General features: G+C 42.1%; 17 protein-coding genes and 1 riboswitch. Of the genes, 4 read left to right on the plus strand and 13 right to left on the minus strand.

The genetic code is table 11. From position 1 onward, the window contains the following. Positions 1-4 precede the first annotated feature (4 nt). From PR809_RS09795 to PR809_RS09805, 3 genes are read left to right on the plus strand one after another with little or no spacing between them, the layout of a single operon-like run. On the plus strand, positions 5-1,744 hold the full coding sequence (locus tag PR809_RS09795) for an ATP-binding cassette domain-containing protein (protein WP_206275902.1): 1,740 nt from the start codon (positions 5-7) through the stop codon (positions 1,742-1,744). Then, the gene (locus tag PR809_RS09800; RefSeq protein WP_206275903.1) at positions 1,741-2,880 is read left to right on the plus strand and encodes an ABC transporter permease; all 1,140 of its coding nucleotides are present in this window, start codon (positions 1,741-1,743) and stop codon (positions 2,878-2,880) included. The genes PR809_RS09795 and PR809_RS09800 overlap by 4 nt, the downstream gene beginning before the upstream one ends. 9 nt (positions 2,881-2,889) lie before the next feature. Continuing rightward, the gene (locus PR809_RS09805) at positions 2,890-3,996 is read left to right on the plus strand and encodes an ABC transporter permease (protein WP_195698355.1); all 1,107 of its coding nucleotides are present in this window, start codon (positions 2,890-2,892) and stop codon (positions 3,994-3,996) included. A gap of 212 nt (positions 3,997-4,208) precedes the next feature. On the opposite strand, the gene PR809_RS09810 is transcribed toward PR809_RS09805, so the two are convergent. From PR809_RS09810 to PR809_RS09845, 8 genes are all read right to left on the minus strand, one after another. Continuing rightward, a complete protein-coding gene (locus PR809_RS09810) occupies positions 4,209-4,916 on the minus strand; it encodes a Bax inhibitor-1/YccA family protein (RefSeq protein WP_004256664.1) in 708 nt (235 codons plus the stop codon). 133 nt (positions 4,917-5,049) lie between these two features. After that, the gene (moaE, locus tag PR809_RS09815; protein WP_102138368.1) at positions 5,050-5,502 is read right to left on the minus strand and encodes a molybdopterin synthase catalytic subunit MoaE; all 453 of its coding nucleotides are present in this window, start codon (positions 5,500-5,502) and stop codon (positions 5,050-5,052) included. A 1-nt stretch (position 5,503) separates the two neighbouring features. Further along, a complete protein-coding gene (moaD, locus tag PR809_RS09820) occupies positions 5,504-5,749 on the minus strand; it encodes a molybdopterin synthase sulfur carrier subunit (RefSeq protein WP_102138367.1) in 246 nt (81 codons plus the stop codon). After that, positions 5,749-6,225, minus strand: a complete 477-nt coding sequence (moaC, locus tag PR809_RS09825; protein WP_195698354.1) for a cyclic pyranopterin monophosphate synthase MoaC — start codon at positions 6,223-6,225, stop codon at positions 5,749-5,751. The genes moaD and moaC overlap by 1 nt, the downstream gene beginning before the upstream one ends. Positions 6,226-6,250: 25 nt before the next feature. Further along, positions 6,251-7,231: a GTP 3',8-cyclase MoaA gene (gene moaA, locus PR809_RS09830; protein ID WP_102138365.1), complete on the minus strand. Its 981-nt coding sequence runs from the start codon at positions 7,229-7,231 to the stop codon at positions 6,251-6,253. Continuing rightward, positions 7,221-7,360, minus strand: a riboswitch (molybdenum cofactor riboswitch). (Overlaps the previous gene by 11 nt.) A 431-nt stretch (positions 7,361-7,791) precedes the next feature. Further along, on the minus strand, positions 7,792-10,458 hold the full coding sequence (locus PR809_RS09835; RefSeq protein ID WP_102138364.1) for a TonB-dependent hemoglobin/transferrin/lactoferrin family receptor: 2,667 nt from the start codon (positions 10,456-10,458) through the stop codon (positions 7,792-7,794). 134 nt (positions 10,459-10,592) lie between these two features. Further along, on the minus strand, positions 10,593-11,534 hold the full coding sequence (locus PR809_RS09840) for a FecR family protein (RefSeq protein WP_206275904.1): 942 nt from the start codon (positions 11,532-11,534) through the stop codon (positions 10,593-10,595). A gap of 2 nt (positions 11,535-11,536) precedes the next feature. Further along, positions 11,537-12,034: an RNA polymerase sigma factor gene (locus PR809_RS09845; RefSeq protein ID WP_102138362.1), complete on the minus strand. Its 498-nt coding sequence runs from the start codon at positions 12,032-12,034 to the stop codon at positions 11,537-11,539. Positions 12,035-12,326: 292 nt separating this feature from the next. Between PR809_RS09845 and PR809_RS09850 the strand changes: the two genes are divergently transcribed. Then, positions 12,327-13,235, plus strand: a complete 909-nt coding sequence (locus PR809_RS09850) for a gluconeogenesis factor YvcK family protein (RefSeq protein ID WP_004909155.1) — start codon at positions 12,327-12,329, stop codon at positions 13,233-13,235. Between the two features lie 204 nt (positions 13,236-13,439). Here the strand turns inward: PR809_RS09850 and uvrB are convergent, their stop codons facing one another. The 5 genes from uvrB to bioB form a co-directional block, all read right to left on the minus strand. After that, on the minus strand, positions 13,440-15,458 hold the full coding sequence (gene uvrB / locus PR809_RS09855) for an excinuclease ABC subunit UvrB (RefSeq protein WP_102138361.1): 2,019 nt from the start codon (positions 15,456-15,458) through the stop codon (positions 13,440-13,442). 626 nt (positions 15,459-16,084) lie between these two features. Continuing rightward, positions 16,085-16,762 (minus strand): dethiobiotin synthase, encoded by a 678-nt coding sequence (gene bioD / locus PR809_RS09860; RefSeq protein WP_166266373.1) that lies wholly within the window; start codon positions 16,760-16,762, stop codon positions 16,085-16,087. Further along, the gene (gene bioC / locus PR809_RS09865) at positions 16,755-17,540 is read right to left on the minus strand and encodes a malonyl-ACP O-methyltransferase BioC (RefSeq protein ID WP_166266370.1); all 786 of its coding nucleotides are present in this window, start codon (positions 17,538-17,540) and stop codon (positions 16,755-16,757) included. Before bioC ends, bioD begins: the two co-directional genes overlap by 8 nt. Then, on the minus strand, positions 17,518-18,675 hold the full coding sequence (gene bioF, locus PR809_RS09870; RefSeq protein ID WP_206275905.1) for an 8-amino-7-oxononanoate synthase: 1,158 nt from the start codon (positions 18,673-18,675) through the stop codon (positions 17,518-17,520). The genes bioC and bioF overlap by 23 nt, the downstream gene beginning before the upstream one ends. Next, positions 18,675-19,712 (minus strand): biotin synthase BioB, encoded by a 1,038-nt coding sequence (bioB, locus tag PR809_RS09875; protein ID WP_102138357.1) that lies wholly within the window; start codon positions 19,710-19,712, stop codon positions 18,675-18,677. The genes bioF and bioB overlap by 1 nt, the downstream gene beginning before the upstream one ends. Positions 19,713-19,755 lie beyond the last annotated feature (43 nt).

The raw sequence follows: 19,755 nt of genomic DNA on the forward strand, positions 1-19,755 counted from the left end.
TGCTATGAGTGATGATTACAGTATTCGCCTATCCAACGTCGAGAAAACTTTTGCTGGCTTAGGTGCACCTGCCGTTGAAAGCTTAACAATCGATATTCATGGGGGCTCTGTAACTGGCCTTGTCGGCCCTGATGGTGCAGGAAAAACAACCTTAATGCGCATGATTGCAGGGCTATTAAAACCAGATGCTGGGAAAATTAGCGTGATGGGGCTCGACCCCATCGACGACAGCATTGCTATGCGAGCAGACCTAGGCTATATGCCCCAAAAATTTGGTTTATATGAAGACCTGACTGTACAGGAAAATTTAAATTTGTACGCAGATTTGCGTGGAGTACTCGGCGAAGAGCGGCAAAAAACCTATCAGCAGCTGCTTTCTTTCACTAGCTTAGCTCCTTTTACCAGTAGGCTGGCGGGTAAATTATCAGGGGGGATGAAACAAAAACTCGGGTTAGCCTGTACATTACTAGGAAAACCCAAGGTTCTTTTACTCGACGAACCCGGTGTTGGTGTTGACCCCATCGCTCGGCGGGAACTATGGCAAATGGTTCATACCCTTGCTGATGATGGAATGCTGATCCTTTGGAGTACTTCCTATTTAGATGAAGCACAACAGTGTAAAAATGTACTGCTATTAAATAAAGGCAAACAGCTTTATGCAGGTAAACCTGAATTATTGACTGAAAAAATGGCGGGACGTTCCTTTTTACTCGATGTACCTGCCACACAAAAACGCACAGTATTGCAAAATGCACTCGTATTACCAGAAACTACCGATGGCGTGATCCAAGGCCGCTATATTCGCTTAATTTTGAAGCCGAATGCATCCCAAACGAATTTATTAACCGCATTAAATATGGCAGATGGGAAACTCATTGAAGCGCAGCCTCGTTTCGAAGATGCATTTATTGACTTATTAGGTGGAGGCCCATCTCATCGTTCGGAATTAGCCGCTATCGTGCCGCAAATTCCACCTGCTCCTGAAGAAACCGTCATAGAAGCGCGTAATTTAACCAAAAAATTTGGCCAATTTGCCGCAACTGATCGCGTAAATTTCCAAGTGAAACGCGGGGGAATTTTTGGTTTATTGGGGCCAAATGGTGCAGGGAAATCAACGACCTTTAAAATGATGTGTGCGTTAATGAAACCCACAAGTGGGCAAGCACTCGTTCTTGGAATGGATTTAAAAACGAGTTCAAACAAAGTCAGGCAACAACTTGGCTATATGGCACAAAAGTTCTCGCTGTACGGCAACCTGAAAGTGGGACAAAACCTGAAATTCTTTTCAGGTGTTTATGGGTTACACCATCAGCAACAAGCCAAAAAAATCCACGAAATGGTTGAGGCTTTTAATTTCAAACCGATTATCAATCAGGTTACTGAATCCCTCCCTCTGGGTTATAAACAACGTTTAGCCCTCGCCTGCTCATTGATGCATGAGCCTGATATCTTATTTTTAGATGAGCCAACCTCAGGCGTTGACCCACTCACACGTCGGGAATTTTGGCTACATATCAATGGAATGGTAGATAAAGGCGTCACCGTAATGGTCACGACTCACTTTATGGATGAGGCAGAATATTGTGACCGTATAGGGCTGGTTTACCATGGAAAAATTATTGCAGCTGGCACGCCTGACGAGCTCAAACAGCAAGTGACGACTACCGATAATCCCGACCCATCGATGGAAGATGCATTTATTGGCTTGATTATGGATTATGATAAGCAACAGGAGGCAAAATGACGCATTCCGCTTCTCATTTTTCGTGGCGTAGGCTTAAAGCACTATGCTGGAAAGAAAGTAAACAAATTACTCGTGACCCCAGCAGTGCCCTTATCGCTGTACTTATTCCATTGATGTTATTATTTATTTTTGGTTACGGCATCAATTTAGACTCAAGTAAATTACGCGTTGGTATTTTACTTGATCAACAAAGCTCTCAAGCACGTGAATTGGTTGATACCTTCACGGGTTCGCCATTTATCGATGCGACTATTAGTCATAACCGCCATTTATTAATCGACAAAATGCAAGCGGGTGAAATTCGCGGCATTATCGTCATTCCTGTCAATTTTTCAGCTCAATTGTTGCAAAAACAAGGCCATGCAGCTATTCAGGTTATTACTGATGGTAGCGAACCAAATACAGCTAACTTTGTGCAAGCTTATACCCAAGGTGTTTGGCAAACATGGTTGGCACAGCAAGGGGAAAATCAAGGCTACCCAACAGACCCATTAATAGAGCTCAATATGCGCTATTGGTTTAATGAAGCTGCAATTAGTCAGCATTTTATTATTCCAGGAGCAATTAGTATCATTATTACCGTAGTTGGTGCCATTTTGACCTCTTTAGTTATCGCAAGAGAATGGGAACGTGGCACGATGGAAGCATTGCTTTCAACCCAAATTACTAAAACTGAATTATTGCTTTCAAAATTATTGCCTTACCAAGTTCTCGGTACTTTTGTGATGGTGTTATGCATGTTTGTCACCACATTTATCTTAGGGGTACCCTATCGCGGTTCTCTATTGGTCTTATTTGTCATTACCAGTCTTTATTTGGCAACCGCACTGGGAATGGGGTTATTGATTTCAACAATTACTCGTAACCAATTTAACGCAGCGATGGTCGCTCTGAATGCCGCCTTCTTACCTGCCATTATGTTATCTGGGTTTATTTTTGAAATTGATAGCATGCCAGCCATTATTCAGGCTGTGACTTATTTTATCCCTGCTCGGTATTTTGTCAGTAGCTTACAAACACTCTTTCTTGCCGGTGATATCTATATTGTTTTATTGATAGATTTCCTGCTACTAATCGCTTCTGCAATACTATTTATTGGACTGACGGCGCTAAAAACTCGCCGTCGTTTGGATTGAGGTGAAGTTATGTTTTATCGCCTATACACCTTAATTATGAAAGAGCTTCAATCATTACTTCAAGAACCACAAACACGGGTTATTTTGATTTTACCCGTGATATTTCAGATGATTTTATTTCCCCTAGCAGCCACGCTTGAAGTGACTAACACAACTATTGCTATTTTTGACCAAGACAATGGTGAACATTCTATCGAGCTGACTCAACGTCTCGCCAAAGCCAGTGCGTTTTCTCAGGTTTTATTATTGAAGAATGAACACGAAATTCGTGAAACGCTTGATAACCGCAAAGCGCTGCTGGTTGTCCGTTTTGGGCAAAACTTTAGTGCCGATGTTGCAAGTCGCCATAGCGCTAACATGCTGTTACTCCTTGATGGGCGTAATTCAAATAGCGCGCAAATTGCAGCAAACTATGTTGCACAAATTGTCACTCAATACCAACATGAGCTAACGCAAGCACAGGCTCTGCCAAACAACAGTGAATTAATTGTTCGCAATTGGTACAACCCAAATTTAGATTATAAGTGGTTTATTGTGCCCTCATTGGTAGCGTTGATAACCACAATTGGGGTGTTGATTGTGACATCTCTTTCTATCGCGAGGGAAAGGGAGCAAGGTACCCTTGACCAATTGCTAGTATCCCCCCTGACTACTTGGCAAATATTTATTGGTAAGGCGGTGCCTGCATTGATAGTAGCGACAGCACAAGCAAGTTTGGTCCTAGTTATTGGGATCTTTTGCTATCAAATTCCTTTTGCTGGCTCCCTGCTCCTCTTTTATGCCACCATGTTATTTTACGGGTTGTCATTGGTAGGGTTCGGTTTACTCATTTCAGCACTGTGTTCAACTCAGCAACAAGCATTCATTGGGGTATTTGTATTTATGATGCCAGCAGTGCTGTTATCGGGGTACATTTCCCCAGTCGAGAACATGCCAATTTGGCTGCAACAAATCACGTGGATTAACCCTATTCGCCATTTCACTGAAATCACCAAACAGATATACCTAAAAAATGCTGATTTTTCAGTTATCTTTCACAGCTTATGGCCACTATTTATCATTGCGATAATCACCAGCTCAGTGGCTTATTATTTATTTAGGAAGAAAATAGCGTGATCATAAAGAAATCACATTACGCTTTGGAAGCACAATTTAAAGCATTGGAACTACCATTAACGCTTTGAATAACAAGCAAGCTAATAATATCCAAATCATATTTTACGATAGTATTTAAATCAAAAAACCCTTGTTACCGAAGTAACAAGGGTTTTCAATTTTAACGACTTCTATCTCCTCATTTCATAGCACTATGAGGAGAGCTACTGAATTTAGCGGCGGTCACCGAAGATACGCAGTAACATTAAGAACAGGTTAATGAAGTCTAAATACAGAGACAGTGCACCCATAATAGAGTACTTACGCATTGTTTCCCTGTCGTCTTCATCAATTTGTGAACCCATTTCTTTCAGTTTTTGAGTGTCATAAGCGGTTAAAGCAGCAAACAGTAAAACACCACCGTAGGTGATCACCCAATACATCATGGTGCTTTGCAGCCAGATGTTAACCAAAGAAGCGACAACAATACCGATCAGCGCCATAAACAGGAAGTTACCCATACCTGTTAAGCTACGTTTAGTGGTATAGCCGTAGAAGCTTAATGCACCAAACATCACTGCGGTAATAACAAATGTGCCCGCAACGGACTCACCAGTATACGCGGCAAGAATAACTGAAATTGTTAAGCCTGTGAGCAATGAATAGAGCATAAACATGCCCGTTGCTGCCATGCCACTAATTTTTTGTAGCAGAAATGAAATGCCCATCACTAAACCAAGTTCAGCAATAATCATTCCGAAAAAGAGGATTTTATTGGTTGCAATGGTGTAGTACAAACCACTGCTAACTGAATACCATGCCACAAAAGCTGTCAGCAGTAGACCGACTGTCATCCAGCCGTATACTTGCGACATAAATGCCTGAACGCCAGTATTGGCACCCTGGACAAGAGAATCATTACGTTGATCAAACTGACCCATGATGGTTACCCTTTCGCTAAAAGAAAAATCGACCCAGTAAAAATACTGCAATCGGAGAAATTAACCAAAGTCTAACACATTCTTTTGACAATACCATTCAGCAAATTCGTATTTTTTAGCGGAAAAAATGCGATTACCAGCGGTTTGCAGACGCTTCGTCAGTTTCTTTCGCTTCCACCCAACGTTCATTTTCAGGTAAGGTTTCTTTTTTCCAAAATGGGGCTTTGGTCTTTAAGTAATCCATAATAAATTCAGCGGCTTGAAATGCAGCGTTACGGTGGGCGCTCGTGACCCCAACAAAAACAATTTCTTCACCTGGTTGTAAGGTACCAATGCGGTGGATCACACTAACTCGCTGCAATGGCCAACGTTCTTTTGCTTCTACAACTATATTTGCTAACGCTTTTTCGGTCATTCCTGGGTAGTGCTCGAGCGTTAATGCCGCCACACTATCACCTAAATTATGGTTACGCACTTTCCCTGTGAAAGTCACAACAGCGCCATCACTATCACACTGCGCAAGCCATTGATATTGTTCACCAACACTAAAATTTTCTGTTTGTACTGCAATATGAGTGTTTTCCATATTACCCCCCAGTGACTGGTGGGAAAAAGGCCACTTCATCCCCTTCTGAGAGTGGGTGGTCTAGTGAAACAAATGATTGATTAACAGCGGCAAGTAATTTGCCATCTTCAAGTGCCAACGCCCAGCGATCGCCTTTTTGTGAAAGGGCTTGGCGTAAGTCTTCCACTTTTTGGTAAGTCTCTGTAAGTTCTAAGCGATCCGTTCCAACTAGCTCACGAACTTGAGCAAAAAATAATACTGTGATCATTATTCCACCTTAAAATGTCCAGACTTACCGCCTGTCTTTTCTAACAAACGAACAGGGCCAATCACCATATCTTTTTGCACTGCCTTGCACATGTCATAAATCGTCAAAGCAGCAACAGATGCAGCAGTTAACGCTTCCATTTCTACCCCTGTTTTCCCTGTTAACCGGCAACAAGTTTCAATACGGACACGGTTATGTTCAGGTTCCGCTTTCAGGGTTACCTCAACTTTAGTTAACAATAGTGGGTGACATAATGGGATAAGCTGCCAGGTATTTTTTGCCGCTTGAATACCCGCAATACGCGCTGTAGCGAACACATCCCCTTTATGATGGCTACCATCAACAATCATCATTAAGGTTGCTGGGTTCATAGTGACATAAGCTTCTGCGCGAGCTTCACGGACAGTTTCAGCTTTGGCTGAAACATCAACCATATGCGCCTCGCCCGACGCATTAAGGTGAGTCAGTTGGGACATATTTTCTCCTGAAATCAAAAAAGGATTAACCGCCAATTACGGATAAATTTGGTGTAATTCCGCTATCACCCATATGCAGAAAATGGGTTTCTCGTTTATGGTGTAAGCCTCGCTGAATACGGGCTTTCAACGCTTCGTTTTGGTCATCTGCGCCCAATAAATCACGAAGCGGAATGCCATTTTCACCAAATAAACATAAATGCAGATTTCCTAATGAGGAAACGCGTAAACGGTTACAACTTTGGCAAAAATCTTTTTCGTACGGCATGATAAGCCCGATTTCGCCTTGGTAATCTGGATGACTAAAGACTTGCGCTGGCCCATCACTACGAGAACGAGGAAGCATATACCAGCCTTCTTCGATTAAACGTTCGCGAATAGTTTCACCTGAAATATGAAAACGTTGGAAGATATCACTACCATCACCGGTTTCCATGAGTTCAATAAAACGTAATTGAATTGGACGGTGCTTGATCCAATTTAGGAATGACTTCAACGCAATGTCATTGACATTTTTCATGAGCACGGCATTAACTTTTACTTTTTCGAAGCCTGCTTCAAAAGCAGCATCAATGCCTTTCATCACCTGAAAGAATTTGTCTTGCCCTGTGATGGCCGCGAATTGGCGTGGATCTAAGCTGTCAACGCTCACATTAATCGCGTTCAACCCTGCGGCTTTCCATTCTTGCACGTCTCGCGCCATACGATAGCCGTTAGTTGTCACGGCTATTTTTTTGATTGATTCATTTTCATTGATGGCAGCAATAATATCACTGAAATCCTTGCGCATAGTCGGCTCACCGCCCGTAATACGCACTTTTTCTGTGCCTAATTCTGCGAATGCTGTGCTAATACGACGAATTTCATCGAGTGTTAAGAATTCATGACGACCGCTTGGCTTGTAGCCATCGGGTAGGCAGTATGTGCAACGAAAGTTGCAAACATCTGTTATAGAAAGCCGAAGATAGTAAAATTTCCGGTCAAATTGATCGACAAGTTGCTGCATAATCACACCTTTCCAAGTACGGGAGATGCAGACATTTCTATCTTGCACCCTGGTGGCTCTAGGCCACGGCCAGTGCATCATATTCAGTCGTTCAAACTTAGACGCAAAGGCTAGGAGTTTTATTTGGAACCGAGTTACTGATTTTAAACTATAAAATACGCCACTCTGTTCACTTAATTTATGTAAGGATTCTAGCCGATAGAAATTGAAAAAGCGAATTACAATTCGATATATACTATTATATACAACGACTTACGAAAAACATAGTTGGATCACCGAAGCTATTATTATCACTGACAATTTTCTGTTTTAACACGCTTTAAACCGCATAATTTCATGTTAATTGATTAACATCTCTAACTATTTAATTAAACATTTATTGATATAGATCTAAAACGGGGAGCAAGCTCCCCATCTAATTGTTTACGTTGTAAATAACAGCACTTAACGCTTATCAAAACCGGTATTTCAAATTAAATAATTGGCATATCAATTAAAAATAAATAGTAAGGCACAAAATTTATTAACCAAAACGCCACAACGTAAAGTATGACGTATATTTAGAAACGATACTCTATCCCTCCCGACACTGTTCGACCTCGACCTAATGTATTAGCCAAACTTTCCCCATAACTAACCACATACGCTCGATTGGCTAAGTTCTCAACATTTCCACGAATAGTTAAATTGTCGGTTAATGCATAACTTGCATATAAATCAATCAGTGTATATTTAGGCCAATCGGCTAAGTAAGGGGAATTAGAGCCCGTTGAATAGTCTTGAAAACCAGGTGTAAAGCGAATGACCATTCCCCCATCGAGTTTTCTGTCAAACGCTCGCCCACCTAATGTAAAGGAACCGCGATCTCCAGGTAAGTTTGCGGCACTACTAAAAATGGCGCTGCTATCACAATCCACATGGTTATTTGATGCCTCATTTGGCTCAACATACCAGTTACCGGGACCAACATCTTCGCCATACTTCAATACGCCACCTAACCATGCGGGCCGTGAACAGAATTTATTTTTGCCGATCATGTGGGTAAAGGTCAGGTCTGCATACACAAAGCCTGCATCATAATTCAGTTGGTATTCAAACCCTCTAAAACGGGTTGCAACCAAGTTATTGCTGTATGCGGCATTACCAATATTAGGGCTAACCATTCCGGGTTTTTTACGGTCAATCGCTAAATTAATGTAGTTATCTACTCGAGTATCAAAATAGGCGATTTTCGCCACAAATCGGTCCTCTTCGATAAATAATTGCGGATAATTGATGTTCATTCCCACTTCCCAAGCATTTGAACGCTCAGGTTTTAAATACGGATTCGGGAATTGGGTCGAACTACTGTGAGCACTACCTGTGGTTAACGTTTCTGTAATGGCTGGCGGGCGCCATGACCGCCCATAGCTGGTAAATAATTCCATCCACTCAAGATTAGGACGTACCGCTAAGCGAATGTGGGGTGAAAATGCCCCTTCTGAGTTATCAACATCCCAATTCTCAGTCGTCATAACAACTTTGCAATCACGTAACCTTCTGCCTGTACATGGGTTGTCTTTGGTATAAGGAAGTACGCCATAACGCATACTGGTTTGGCCTTTGAGAGAATAGTAGTCATAACGCACTCCCCCTTCTAATGTTAACCAATCATCGTATTCATAAGCCAAATTAGTAAATAATGAGCTCAATGAACGTTTTCCGTCCGGTGTCACGCCACTAGCTGCTTCACGTGTTGAACTACTACTCGCTTTGTCTTGGAAGGTTTCCAAACCATAATGCGCTTTTAATACATTGTTATGGTTAAATTCAATTTCTGAATGATTTTCAAGCTGTACCCCTACCGTTTTGACTCGAGTATCCATCTGGTAGCCATTATTATAAATTTGGCTCGTGGAATAGGTGTCTGTATTGTCTTTAGTATCAACAAAATACACTTTTCCCTTTAACTCAGTGCTCCATGGGTTATCGCTAAATTGAGTGTAATCAAGAGAATAATTTTTGGCGGTTACATCACTGAAACCGCTACTTTTCCACCCTAACTTGTAGGGCCATGTACCACCTAAGTTCGTTAATGTTCCTGCATTTGGCGTTGCCACTTTGGTTTCTAAGTAATTAAATTGCAAACGCTGCTCATCACTTATATTCCAACCAGCTTTTGCTAAATAAGAGGTCATTCGGTAATTACTGTCATTAATGCGAGTGTGTTTTAATTGGTGTGCAAGTTCATCGTAATGTCCGGCCCCATTGTTGACTCGTATATTACCAATATTACCGTGAGTTCCCGGTTTATAATCCCCAAGGCGCCGTTCGCTTGCCGCAAACAGTAAATCCGCTTTTTCATTCCCTAATGCCAGCACACTACTACCAATAAAGTGCGTATTATTTGACCCTGTACTCGCATGCAATTTCCCACCAAAGGTTTTATCTTTCGATAAAAAATCAGACGCGTTGACAGTATTGAAGGTCGCCACCCCACCTAAGGTTCCACCACTCCCCATCCCACTCGTATTGCCCTTCTGTATTTCCACTCCAGAAAGCAGTTCTGAGTCGATATACATAGAACCATTGCGCTGGCCGTGTCCGCTTTTTTGAAAGTTTTGCCGCATGCCATCGATATTCATATTCACGCGACCATAATCCTGTATCCCACGGATATTCACAGACAAAGAAGGGTCTTGCTGGCTAACACTCGAATAGACGCCTGTCGTGAGTTCTAACACATCGGCTATGTGCTTTGGTGGGCGGTCATCAATTTGTTTTTTACTAATCACACTGACGGATGATGGACTGCTATATACCCAATCCCCTTGTTGGAGCTGGCTTGCTGTGACAGTAATATTATCCAATTTGATCACTGAATCACTGGTAGCAGGCGCGATACGCTCAATGGTTATCCGGTTATTTTGCAACTGATATTGCACAGGGTTTGAAGCAATTAATCGACGTAACCCCTCCTGTAGCGTAAAACTCCCCTTCAAGCCTTGAGTTTGTAAACCATTCACTTCTCGGCTCTGAATGATAATTTCTACCTTTGCTTGCTGGGCGAATTGCAGCAAGCTGTTTTCAAGCGAACCCGCAGCAACAGAAAATATGATTTCCTGTTGTGCAGGCGCTACCGCTGAGTTTGCCTGTGCTAGACTAAAAAATGAAAATGCAGGTAACGTAAATAATGCAAGGTGAACACAAAGTGTCGCTTTTTTATAGTGGTGCTTTTTTTGAGTCATTTCCCATCCCTAAAATTATAATGGTAATAAAAATCATAATCACTTAGGTTAAGACGCGAAAATTAGGAAAACCCGTAAATAAATTTTTATAAAATAATTCGGTATCACTTAATATCTATACTACTTATTCATAATCAATAGATTAAAGTAAAAAATGGGATTTCATAAACGGATAAACCGTACGATGACACCAGATGCGTCAGCCCACTATCGAGTGCGTTAATCTGTAATACACCACTAATGTGCCCTACTGGCTCCTCAGCCAATAAAATAATTTGCTTGTCACGGTAACGATTTATTTCAGCAATAACTTCTGGAAATATTTGCTGTTGAAAAATAATTTGCCCTTCGCGCCATACTGTAGAATGCGAATTAACCATGGAAGCCATAGGTGTTATCTCTGATTGATATTGTGTGAAGTTTCCTGCTGGAATAAGCATTTCCTGCCCTGATAATAGCGACACCTTTACGCTGTGTTGATAAACACTGACCACCACTTCGCTATTTTCATTATCAATTGAAAATTCAGTACCAAGCGCCTGAGTTATGCCATTTTTCGCCATAACCTGAAAAGGCCTTGGTTCCGTATCCGTTTTTGGTGCGACGGTGAAGTAAGCGCGTCCCCGTAATAAATTGACTTGCCGGTACTGCGAATTAAACGCTAATTGCAACTGTGCGCCACTGTCGAGATCTACACGGCTACCATCCGGTAGGGTGATATGCTGTATTTCACCGGTTTTCGCATAGTAATCCACTTGCTGTGTATATTGAAAATACCAAATTGACATGGATAACACACTCACTAGCACAGCCGCGGCGATCGATAAACCAACATAGCGAGGGCGTCTCTTTTTTTTCATTCCCTGTTGATTTTCTGCTGTTTGTTGTCGTGGTTTATTCGCCGTTAGTGCCCATAATTGCCGAGCACGGAAGTAAGCTGATGCATGTTGTTCTGACGCATTAAGCCAAGACTGGAACGCTGCATTCTCTTGTGATGTCAACTCGCGATGCGTTGTTTTCACAACCCACATTGCGGCTTTGTTTTCAATTTCAGATGGACTATCAGATGGCTTCATGACTAGTCTCTCCATTTATGAATTAGCATTGCCAATGCACTGGCTAAATGTTTTTCGACTGTACTTAATGAAATATTTAAATGCTGCGCCACTTCCGTTTGGGTTAGTCCTTCTTCTCGATGCAAGCGAAATATCTCCTGAGTCCTGAATGGCAAAGTTTGGATAATTTTTTGAATTTGTTCTAGTTGTTGATCATGAATGACAGTGGCTTCTAGGCCTTTCACCCGCGATGGGATCTCTTCCCACTGTTGGTCACTGATAGCCATTAATCGTTGTTTTTTCTGTAGGCGGAAATGGTCGACCATCAGGTTTTTCGCAATTCGATACAAATAAGCATCAAAATCTTGAATGGCAGGGTTTTTCATCAACTCGGCCAACCGAGCAAAGCTTTCCTGCGTAATATCCATACTTAAACTATGGTCTTTAAGGTAGATGTTCAGATAACGACATAACGACGACGAATGGCGAGCAAACAGGCGCTGTAATTCTGAATCAGACATATTGATCCATAAAATAAACAATGAAAATGAGAATTATTTACATAATATAGATAATAATTTGAAATGAAAACTCTCTCGCGCATTTTTCCGTCTAAGGCCCACATCAATACAGAATCATCTCTTTTATTGTTTTTTGTCACAGTACTTAAGCTAAGAATGATGTTTTATGGTAGATTAATGCCCAATTTATTTTAGTCGTCATAAAACGGGCTTTAGCGTAAAAAACCGCATTCGTAACTCGCTGGTTTACTTGCTTTTATAAGTACTGGAAATTAACTGATATAGGAACACTATGCCGAATTGCAGTCTGGCGGATCTCAGACATGTTGTCGCTCTAGGTGGCGGGCATGGACTTGGTCGCGTGATGTCTTCACTTTCTTCTTTAGGTTCTCGTTTAACGGGTATTGTTACCACAACCGATAATGGAGGCTCGACAGGTCGTATTCGTCGTTCCGAAGGCGGGATCGCTTGGGGAGACATGCGTAACTGTTTAAATCAGCTAATTACTGAGCCGTCTATTGCTTCAGCGATGTTTGAATACCGTTTCAGCGGTAATGGCGAGCTTTCAGGCCATAATTTAGGTAATTTAATGTTAAAATCATTAGACCACCTAAGTGTGCGCCCGCTAGAGGCCATAAATCTTATCCGTAATATGCTAAAAGTTGATGCGCAGTTGATCCCAATGTCGGAATCCCCTGTTGATTTAATGGCTATCGATGAAATGGGCAATGAAGTATACGGTGAGGTGAATGTTGATGCCTTACATGAAATCCCACAAGAGTTACGTTTGTACCCGACCGTCAAGGCGACGAAAGAAGCCTTACAAGCCATTCACCAAGCAGATTTAATTATTATCGGCCCAGGCAGTTTTTTTACCAGTTTAATGCCATTACTGCTTTTGGATGAAATTGCGGCTGCACTGCGCGAATGTAAAGCTCCGATGATTTATATTGGCAATTTAGCGAAAGAAATTAGCTCCCCTGCAGCCAACCTGTCTTTGCCTGACAAACTAAAAATGATGGAACATTATATTGGCTGCCAAAAAATTGATGCGTTAATCCTTGGCCCACGGACACAAACAAGCAATATCAGCCCAGAACGCAAAATAATCCAACGAGTACTCGAAGCAGACGATATCCCATATCGTCATGATAGAAAGCTGTTACTACAAGCCATCGAAGAAACCATCAACTTGTTATAACCCCCCACCTGCCATTCCGCTGCTAAATACTCGCAGCGGAAAACTTTCCCTAAAATTAGCCCTATGTTTCCCGTATTTCCACTAAATCTATTTTCAAAATACTTTGCGTTGTGGGTAGGCGGCAAGTGAAGGCAGCTCGAGGAGCATAGTGACCCGAGTGACTAAACGTAGCCAACACCCCCACAGCGTGAAGTATGAGGAAAATTAGGAATTAGCGATAAACTGAGAGCGTATCTCCTGCAATTCGTCTCGGACTCGCGCAGCCGCTTCAAATTCAAGGTCTTGAGCATGCTTATACATTTGCGCTTCAAGCTGTGAAATCCGTTGCTCCAACTCTTTTGTCGACAGTGATTGAATATCAACCGAATTATTATTTTTACCATTGTCTTTCGTACGGCTTTTTCCTTTACCGCCTACTTTGTGACCAATTTGCAGGATATCACCGATTTTCTTATTCAAACCTTGCGGAACAATGCCATGTTCTTCATTGAACGCCATTTGTTTAGCACGGCGACGCTCTGTTTCTGTGATCGCTTTTTGCATGGAGTTGGTGATCCTGTCTCCATAGAGGATTGCCTTACCATTTAAGTTACGGGCCGCACGCCCTATGGTTTGAATCAGCGAACGTTCCGAACGCAAGAAACCTTCTTTGTCCGCGTCTAAAATAGCCACCAGAGATACCTCTGGCATGTCTAAACCTTCTCTTAATAAGTTGATCCCAACTAGTACATCAAACTCGCCAAGTCGCAGGTCACGAATAATTTCCACGCGCTCCACTGTATCGATATCGGAGTGAAGATAACGCACTCGCTCCCCGTGCTCTTCAAGATATTCCGTTAAATCCTCTGCCATGCGCTTTGTTAAAGTGGTCACTAACACACGTTCACTTTTTTGCACACGAATACGAATTTCAGATAGTAAATCATCCACTTGCGTAGAAACTGGGCGAACTTCAATAATCGGATCAAGTAGACCTGTTGGCCTAACAACCTGCTCAATCACTTCATTGCCTGATTTATCGAGCTCATAGTTACCCGGTGTTGCCGACACATAAATAGTTTGCGGCGCTAAAGCCTCGAATTCTTCAAAGCGCATAGGGCGGTTATCTAATGCAGAAGGGAGACGAAAACCGTATTCCACTAAAGTTTCTTTTCTTGAACGGTCCCCTTTGTACATCGCACCTATTTGCGGAATAGTAACGTGAGACTCATCCACCACCAGTAAGCCATCAGCAGGTAAATAATCAAATAATGTCGGTGGTGGCTCGCCAGGAGCACGACCCGATAAGTAGCGTGAATAGTTTTCAATACCTGAACAATAACCGAGCTCATTCATCATTTCTAAGTCAAATTGTGTTCGTTGAGCAATGCGTTGTTCTTCAAGTAATTTATTGTTTTCCAGTAATACTTTTCGCCTGTCTGCCAATTCAACCTTAATCTGTTCCATGGCCTCAAGAATACGTTCTCTTGGTGTGACATAGTGCGTTTTTGGATAAACGGTAAAACGGGGAACACGATGCTGTATTTGCCCTGTCAATGGGTCAAATAATGACAACCGTTCAACTTCGTCATCAAATAGCTCTACACGTAAGGCATATTCGTCTGATTCCGCAGGAAAAATATCGATAACCTCACCACGGACTCGGAAAGTCCCTCGTGTAAAAGCTTGGTCATTACGCGAATATTGCAAGTCCGCTAAACGCCTTAAAATTGAGCGCTGGTCGATGATCATGCCATCGGTGAGGTGCAACATCATTTTTAAGTAGCTATCCGGGTCACCCAAACCGTAAATAGCGGACACAGAAGCCACCACAATCACATCTCGGCGTTCGAGTAAGGCTTTGGTTGCAGATAGACGCATTTGCTCAATGTGTTCGTTTACAGAGGCGTCTTTTTCAATAAAAGTATCTGAGCTTGGAACGTATGCTTCTGGCTGATAATAGTCATAGTAAGAGACGAAATATTCCACCGCGTTATCTGGAAAGAAGGCTTTCATTTCGCTATAAAGCTGTGCAGCTAAGGTTTTATTATGTGCCATTAACATGGTAGGCCGGTTCTCTTGCGCAATAACATTGGCAATTGTGAACGTCTTACCGGACCCCGTTACGCCTAATAGAGTTTGATGAGCAAGTCCATCTTGTAGCCCTTCCCTTAACTTATGGATAGCTTCGGGCTGGTCCCCTCCCGGCTGAAAATCAGAATACAGCTTAAAATCCTTACTCATATTAACGCCCCTTAACTAGTTTCTCCCATTATGATACTGGATAAAAAACCAGCTTCAAGTATTGAAGCTAAATTTTCTGTTATTCTCCGTTCTAATATGTTTATAAAAATGTTATCCCCAAAAAAGTACTTGACCTTTTTGAAACTTTATATTTTATGCTATTGCATTTTTATGCCGTATCTCAAATACAAATTGAAGTCTTGATTTTATTTAACCATTTGTATTTATTATAGATTAATTTAAAGTCCAGAATCACATCAAATAAAGTCAAAGCCGCTTGCCACCTAGCGTAGAACTTGTTTTATAACGTTAATACACAAGGTTATCCACAGAAATGGTGGATAACTCTTGAAGCCCTTTCGGCTCATGGATTCACGAGATCTTGAAAATTTGTTCAATGAAGGCTAAATGACAAAAAGATGGCAGTTTAATGAAAAAATTTTTACGTAGTAACCGCGATGAAAAACAGATTTTATCTTTTTTATTAAGATCTGAGTGGTATTTTTACTGAAAAACTTGACAGTATTTAAGTTGAGAACGTTAAAAAAGATCGGATCCTTATTTAACAATCGATCAACCCCAAGCCATTAGCGCTGCTTGGGGAAAACATGTCTATTTTTATATAATCAAATAGTTAATAAAGAAAGATCCAAATAGCGTCCTAATTTGCCGCTAAGTGTTTTTTGGTGCGGGATCACGCCTAAACAAGGTGCTTTAATCATTCGATTAAGTGTCGACAAATATTGCGCTTGGAAAACACCTGCGGGTTCTATTTCATTGGCCACCCAGCCTACCACAGATAAACCTGAAGCTTTGATAGACTCCATGGTTAACAGTGCATGATTTATACAACCTAACTTAACCCCAACGACTAAAATAACGGGTAGCTGCTGTTCAATCACCCAATCTGCATACGTTTTTTCTCTGGATAGCGGGGTATACCAGCCACCAGCACCTTCCACTAATAGCCAATCAGCTTGGGACTTCAAATAAGCCAAGCCTTTATTTATCACTGAAAATTCAATGGGTTGATTTAGTTCTTCACTGATAATATGCGGTGAAGTTGGCGCCTCAAATACAATCGGGTTAATCGCCTCATAGGGTAATTTAACCTGGCTATTGGCTTGTAATAATAATGCATCACTATTTCGCAGGCCATGCTCAGTCATCTCACTTCCTGAAGCGACTGGTTTATAACCCACTGTTTTCCAGCCTTGTTTTCCCGCGGCTTGCAACAAAGCACAGCTCGCCACAGTTTTTCCGACCTCAGTATCCGTTCCGGTTACAAAGTACGTTTTAGTCACGGTAAAGCACTCCAAACACCGTATGATAAGTTAAAGGTAAGCCTTGTTCTGTCATTGGATAGAGCAAAGCAAGTTGCTGCAAATGCTGGCGGGTCATTAGCCCCGCTTTACGCTTCGTGGTCAAGTGTGTCGCGCCAATCCCTTTCAGTGAATGAAGCAGCGCTATTAACTCAGGAAAATAGAGTGTATCCTTCTGAAAAATAAGTTCATGTCTCCATGACTGACAACTATTTCGTATCTGCTGAACACTGAGAAAGGCATTCACATGTGAATAGCCGTCAAGTGAATGCCAAGCTGAGGATAATTCTGTCAGAGAATGCTCTGCAAGTGTGGTGAACACCACTACTCCCCCCGGTTTTGTCACTCGATATAACTCGCTTAATGCTTTGCTCAGATCTTGGCACCATTGGACCGACAAATTGGAAAAAACCACGTCAAAGAGTTGTGGATCCAATGGAATGGATTCTATATCCGCACATAAATAATGATCGGCAACGGCTTTCGTTTGCGCCATTTCGAGCATTCCCACAGAAAGATCTAATGCGGTGACGCGATGCCCTTGATTTTTCAGTTTATGGCTGAAATACCCCGTACCGCACCCTGCATCTAAGATATGCAATGGCACCGCTGATTGTGAGTGATTTAAGGCTGAAGCCAGTTGACCAAGCAGTTGTGTTCCTGTTGATCGTTGATAACTTGCCACTGCGTCATAACTTTTAGCCGCACGGCCAAATGCCGCCGCAATTTTATGCTTTTCACGACTGAGCGATAAAGTCATGTAAAGCCTCCAATAATTGATCGATATCTTGACGTTGGTGTGCAGCACTTAACGTGATCCGTAACCTAGCACTCCCTGGTGGAACTGTTGGCGGTCGGATCGCTTGCACCCAAATGTTTTTTTTGCGTAAAAAATTGGCTAACTGTTGGCTCGCTTGGTTTTCACCAACAATTAGTGGCTGAATGGCCGTGGTTGAATCAGTTAGCTGCATACCATCAAAGTCAGCATTATGTCTAAAATATTTAATATGTTGGTTAAGCTTTTCTCTTGCGTGATCTGCGAGCTTAATTTGCTCAACGGCTGCTAGCAGTGCGACAGCCTGAGCGGGTGGCATTGACGTGCTATAAATTAAATGGCGTGCGGACTGTACAAAATAGTCAGCCGTTGGCTCATCACACAGCACCGCTGCGCCACTTAAACCAAATGCTTTGCCAAATGTCACGACTAAAATTTCAGGTTTAATTCCACTCGCAAAACAGCTGCCACGGCCTTGCTCTCCGATAACGCCAACCCCATGAGCATCATCAACCATCAACCAAGCTTGCTGATTTCTAGCTATTTCCTGTAATTGTTGAAGGGGAGCACTATCACCATCCATACTAAAAACCCCTTCCGTAACGACAAGCGTTTTTCCTGAAACGGTTTTTTGAATTAACTTATTAAGTGATAGAGGATTATTATGCTGAAAGCGCCTTAATTGAGCCCCTGAATGAATCGAGGCCTCCATAATCGATGCATGGCTAAGTTTATCCGCTAAAATACGATCATTTGTCGTCATTAATGCCGTGATCACCGCATGGTTCGCAGCAAAACCTGAAATAAACAATAAGGCTTTCGGGTAGCCTAGCCAATCAGCGAGCGCTTGCTCTAATTTATCATGTGCTTTGGTGAACCCGGTAATATGCCCCGATCCCCCACTTCCCACACCATATTCATCAGCACCGCGTTGCCACGCGGCAATTACTTGAGGATGGTGAGATAGCCCCAAATAATCATTGGATGAAAAATTAAGAAATTCTTTTCCAGCTAGAAAAAGTGAACGACCATTAGCACTATCAATACAGCGCCGTTGACGCCAGATAGAAGCCTGTTTACGCTGCTCTATCTGGTTTTGTATAAATGATTGCCAAGTCATTATACTGCTGCGTTATAAAATTGATGGTTATCAGCGGTTAACAGCGTTTCGGCTAACTTAGCAGCTTGATGGTTATCCCCTTCGTCAGTTTCAATTCGCTCAGGGTTAATATTCAGTTTTCTAAATAGTGCTAAATCTTTGTTTTCATCGGGGTTTGGCGTCGTTAATAATTTACACCCATAGAATACGGAGTTCGCACCGGCCATAAAACATAATGCCTGAGTTTGCTCATTCATATATTCACGACCTGCCGATAGCCTAACGTATGACGTTGGCATCATGATACGTGCAACGGCAATAGTGCGAATAAAATCAAATGCATCGACATCTTCGTTATCGGCCATTGGGGTTCCTTCAACTTTCATCAACATGTTGATCGGCACACTTTCTGGTGGCTTCGGTAAATTTGCCAATTGCACTAATAATGCCGCTCGGTCACTGACTTTCTCACCTAAGCCTAAAATCCCACCAGAGCAGACTTTGATCCCTGCATCTCGGACATTTTCGAGTGTATTCAAGCGGTCTTGATAACTGCGAGTCGTAATAATATTGCCGTAGTATTCAGGAGAGGTATCAAGGTTATGGTTATAATAATCTAACCCGGCTTCTGCTAAGCGTTGAGCTTGGGAATTATCAATCATCCCTAATGTCATACAGGTTTCCATCCCTAATGACTTCACTTCTTTTACCATCATCTCAAGATAAGGCATATCGCGTTCTTTCGGATTCCGCCACGCAGCCCCCATACAAAAGCGGGTTGAGCCTGCTTGCTTCGCTTTTTTCGCGGATTCCAGCACTTGCTGAACTTCCATTAACTTTTCAGTTTCTAGCCCTGTTTTATAGCGCGCACTTTGCGCACAATATTTGCAATCTTCAGGGCAAGCCCCGGTTTTAATCGATAACAACGTACTCACTTGCACTTGCTGCGGGTCGAAATGTTGGCGATGAATTTGCTGTGCCTGAAATAATAATTCAAAAAAAGGCATTGAAAACAGTTCATTAGCTTGTTTTATTGTCCATTGTTTTAATTGGCTCACGGAAACTCTCCAGTTGAAAAAGTTGTTGCCAGTTTAAATATTG

This window comes from Providencia sp. PROV201, assembly GCF_028479545.1.
Taxonomy (GTDB): domain Bacteria; phylum Pseudomonadota; class Gammaproteobacteria; order Enterobacterales; family Enterobacteriaceae; genus Providencia; species Providencia huaxiensis.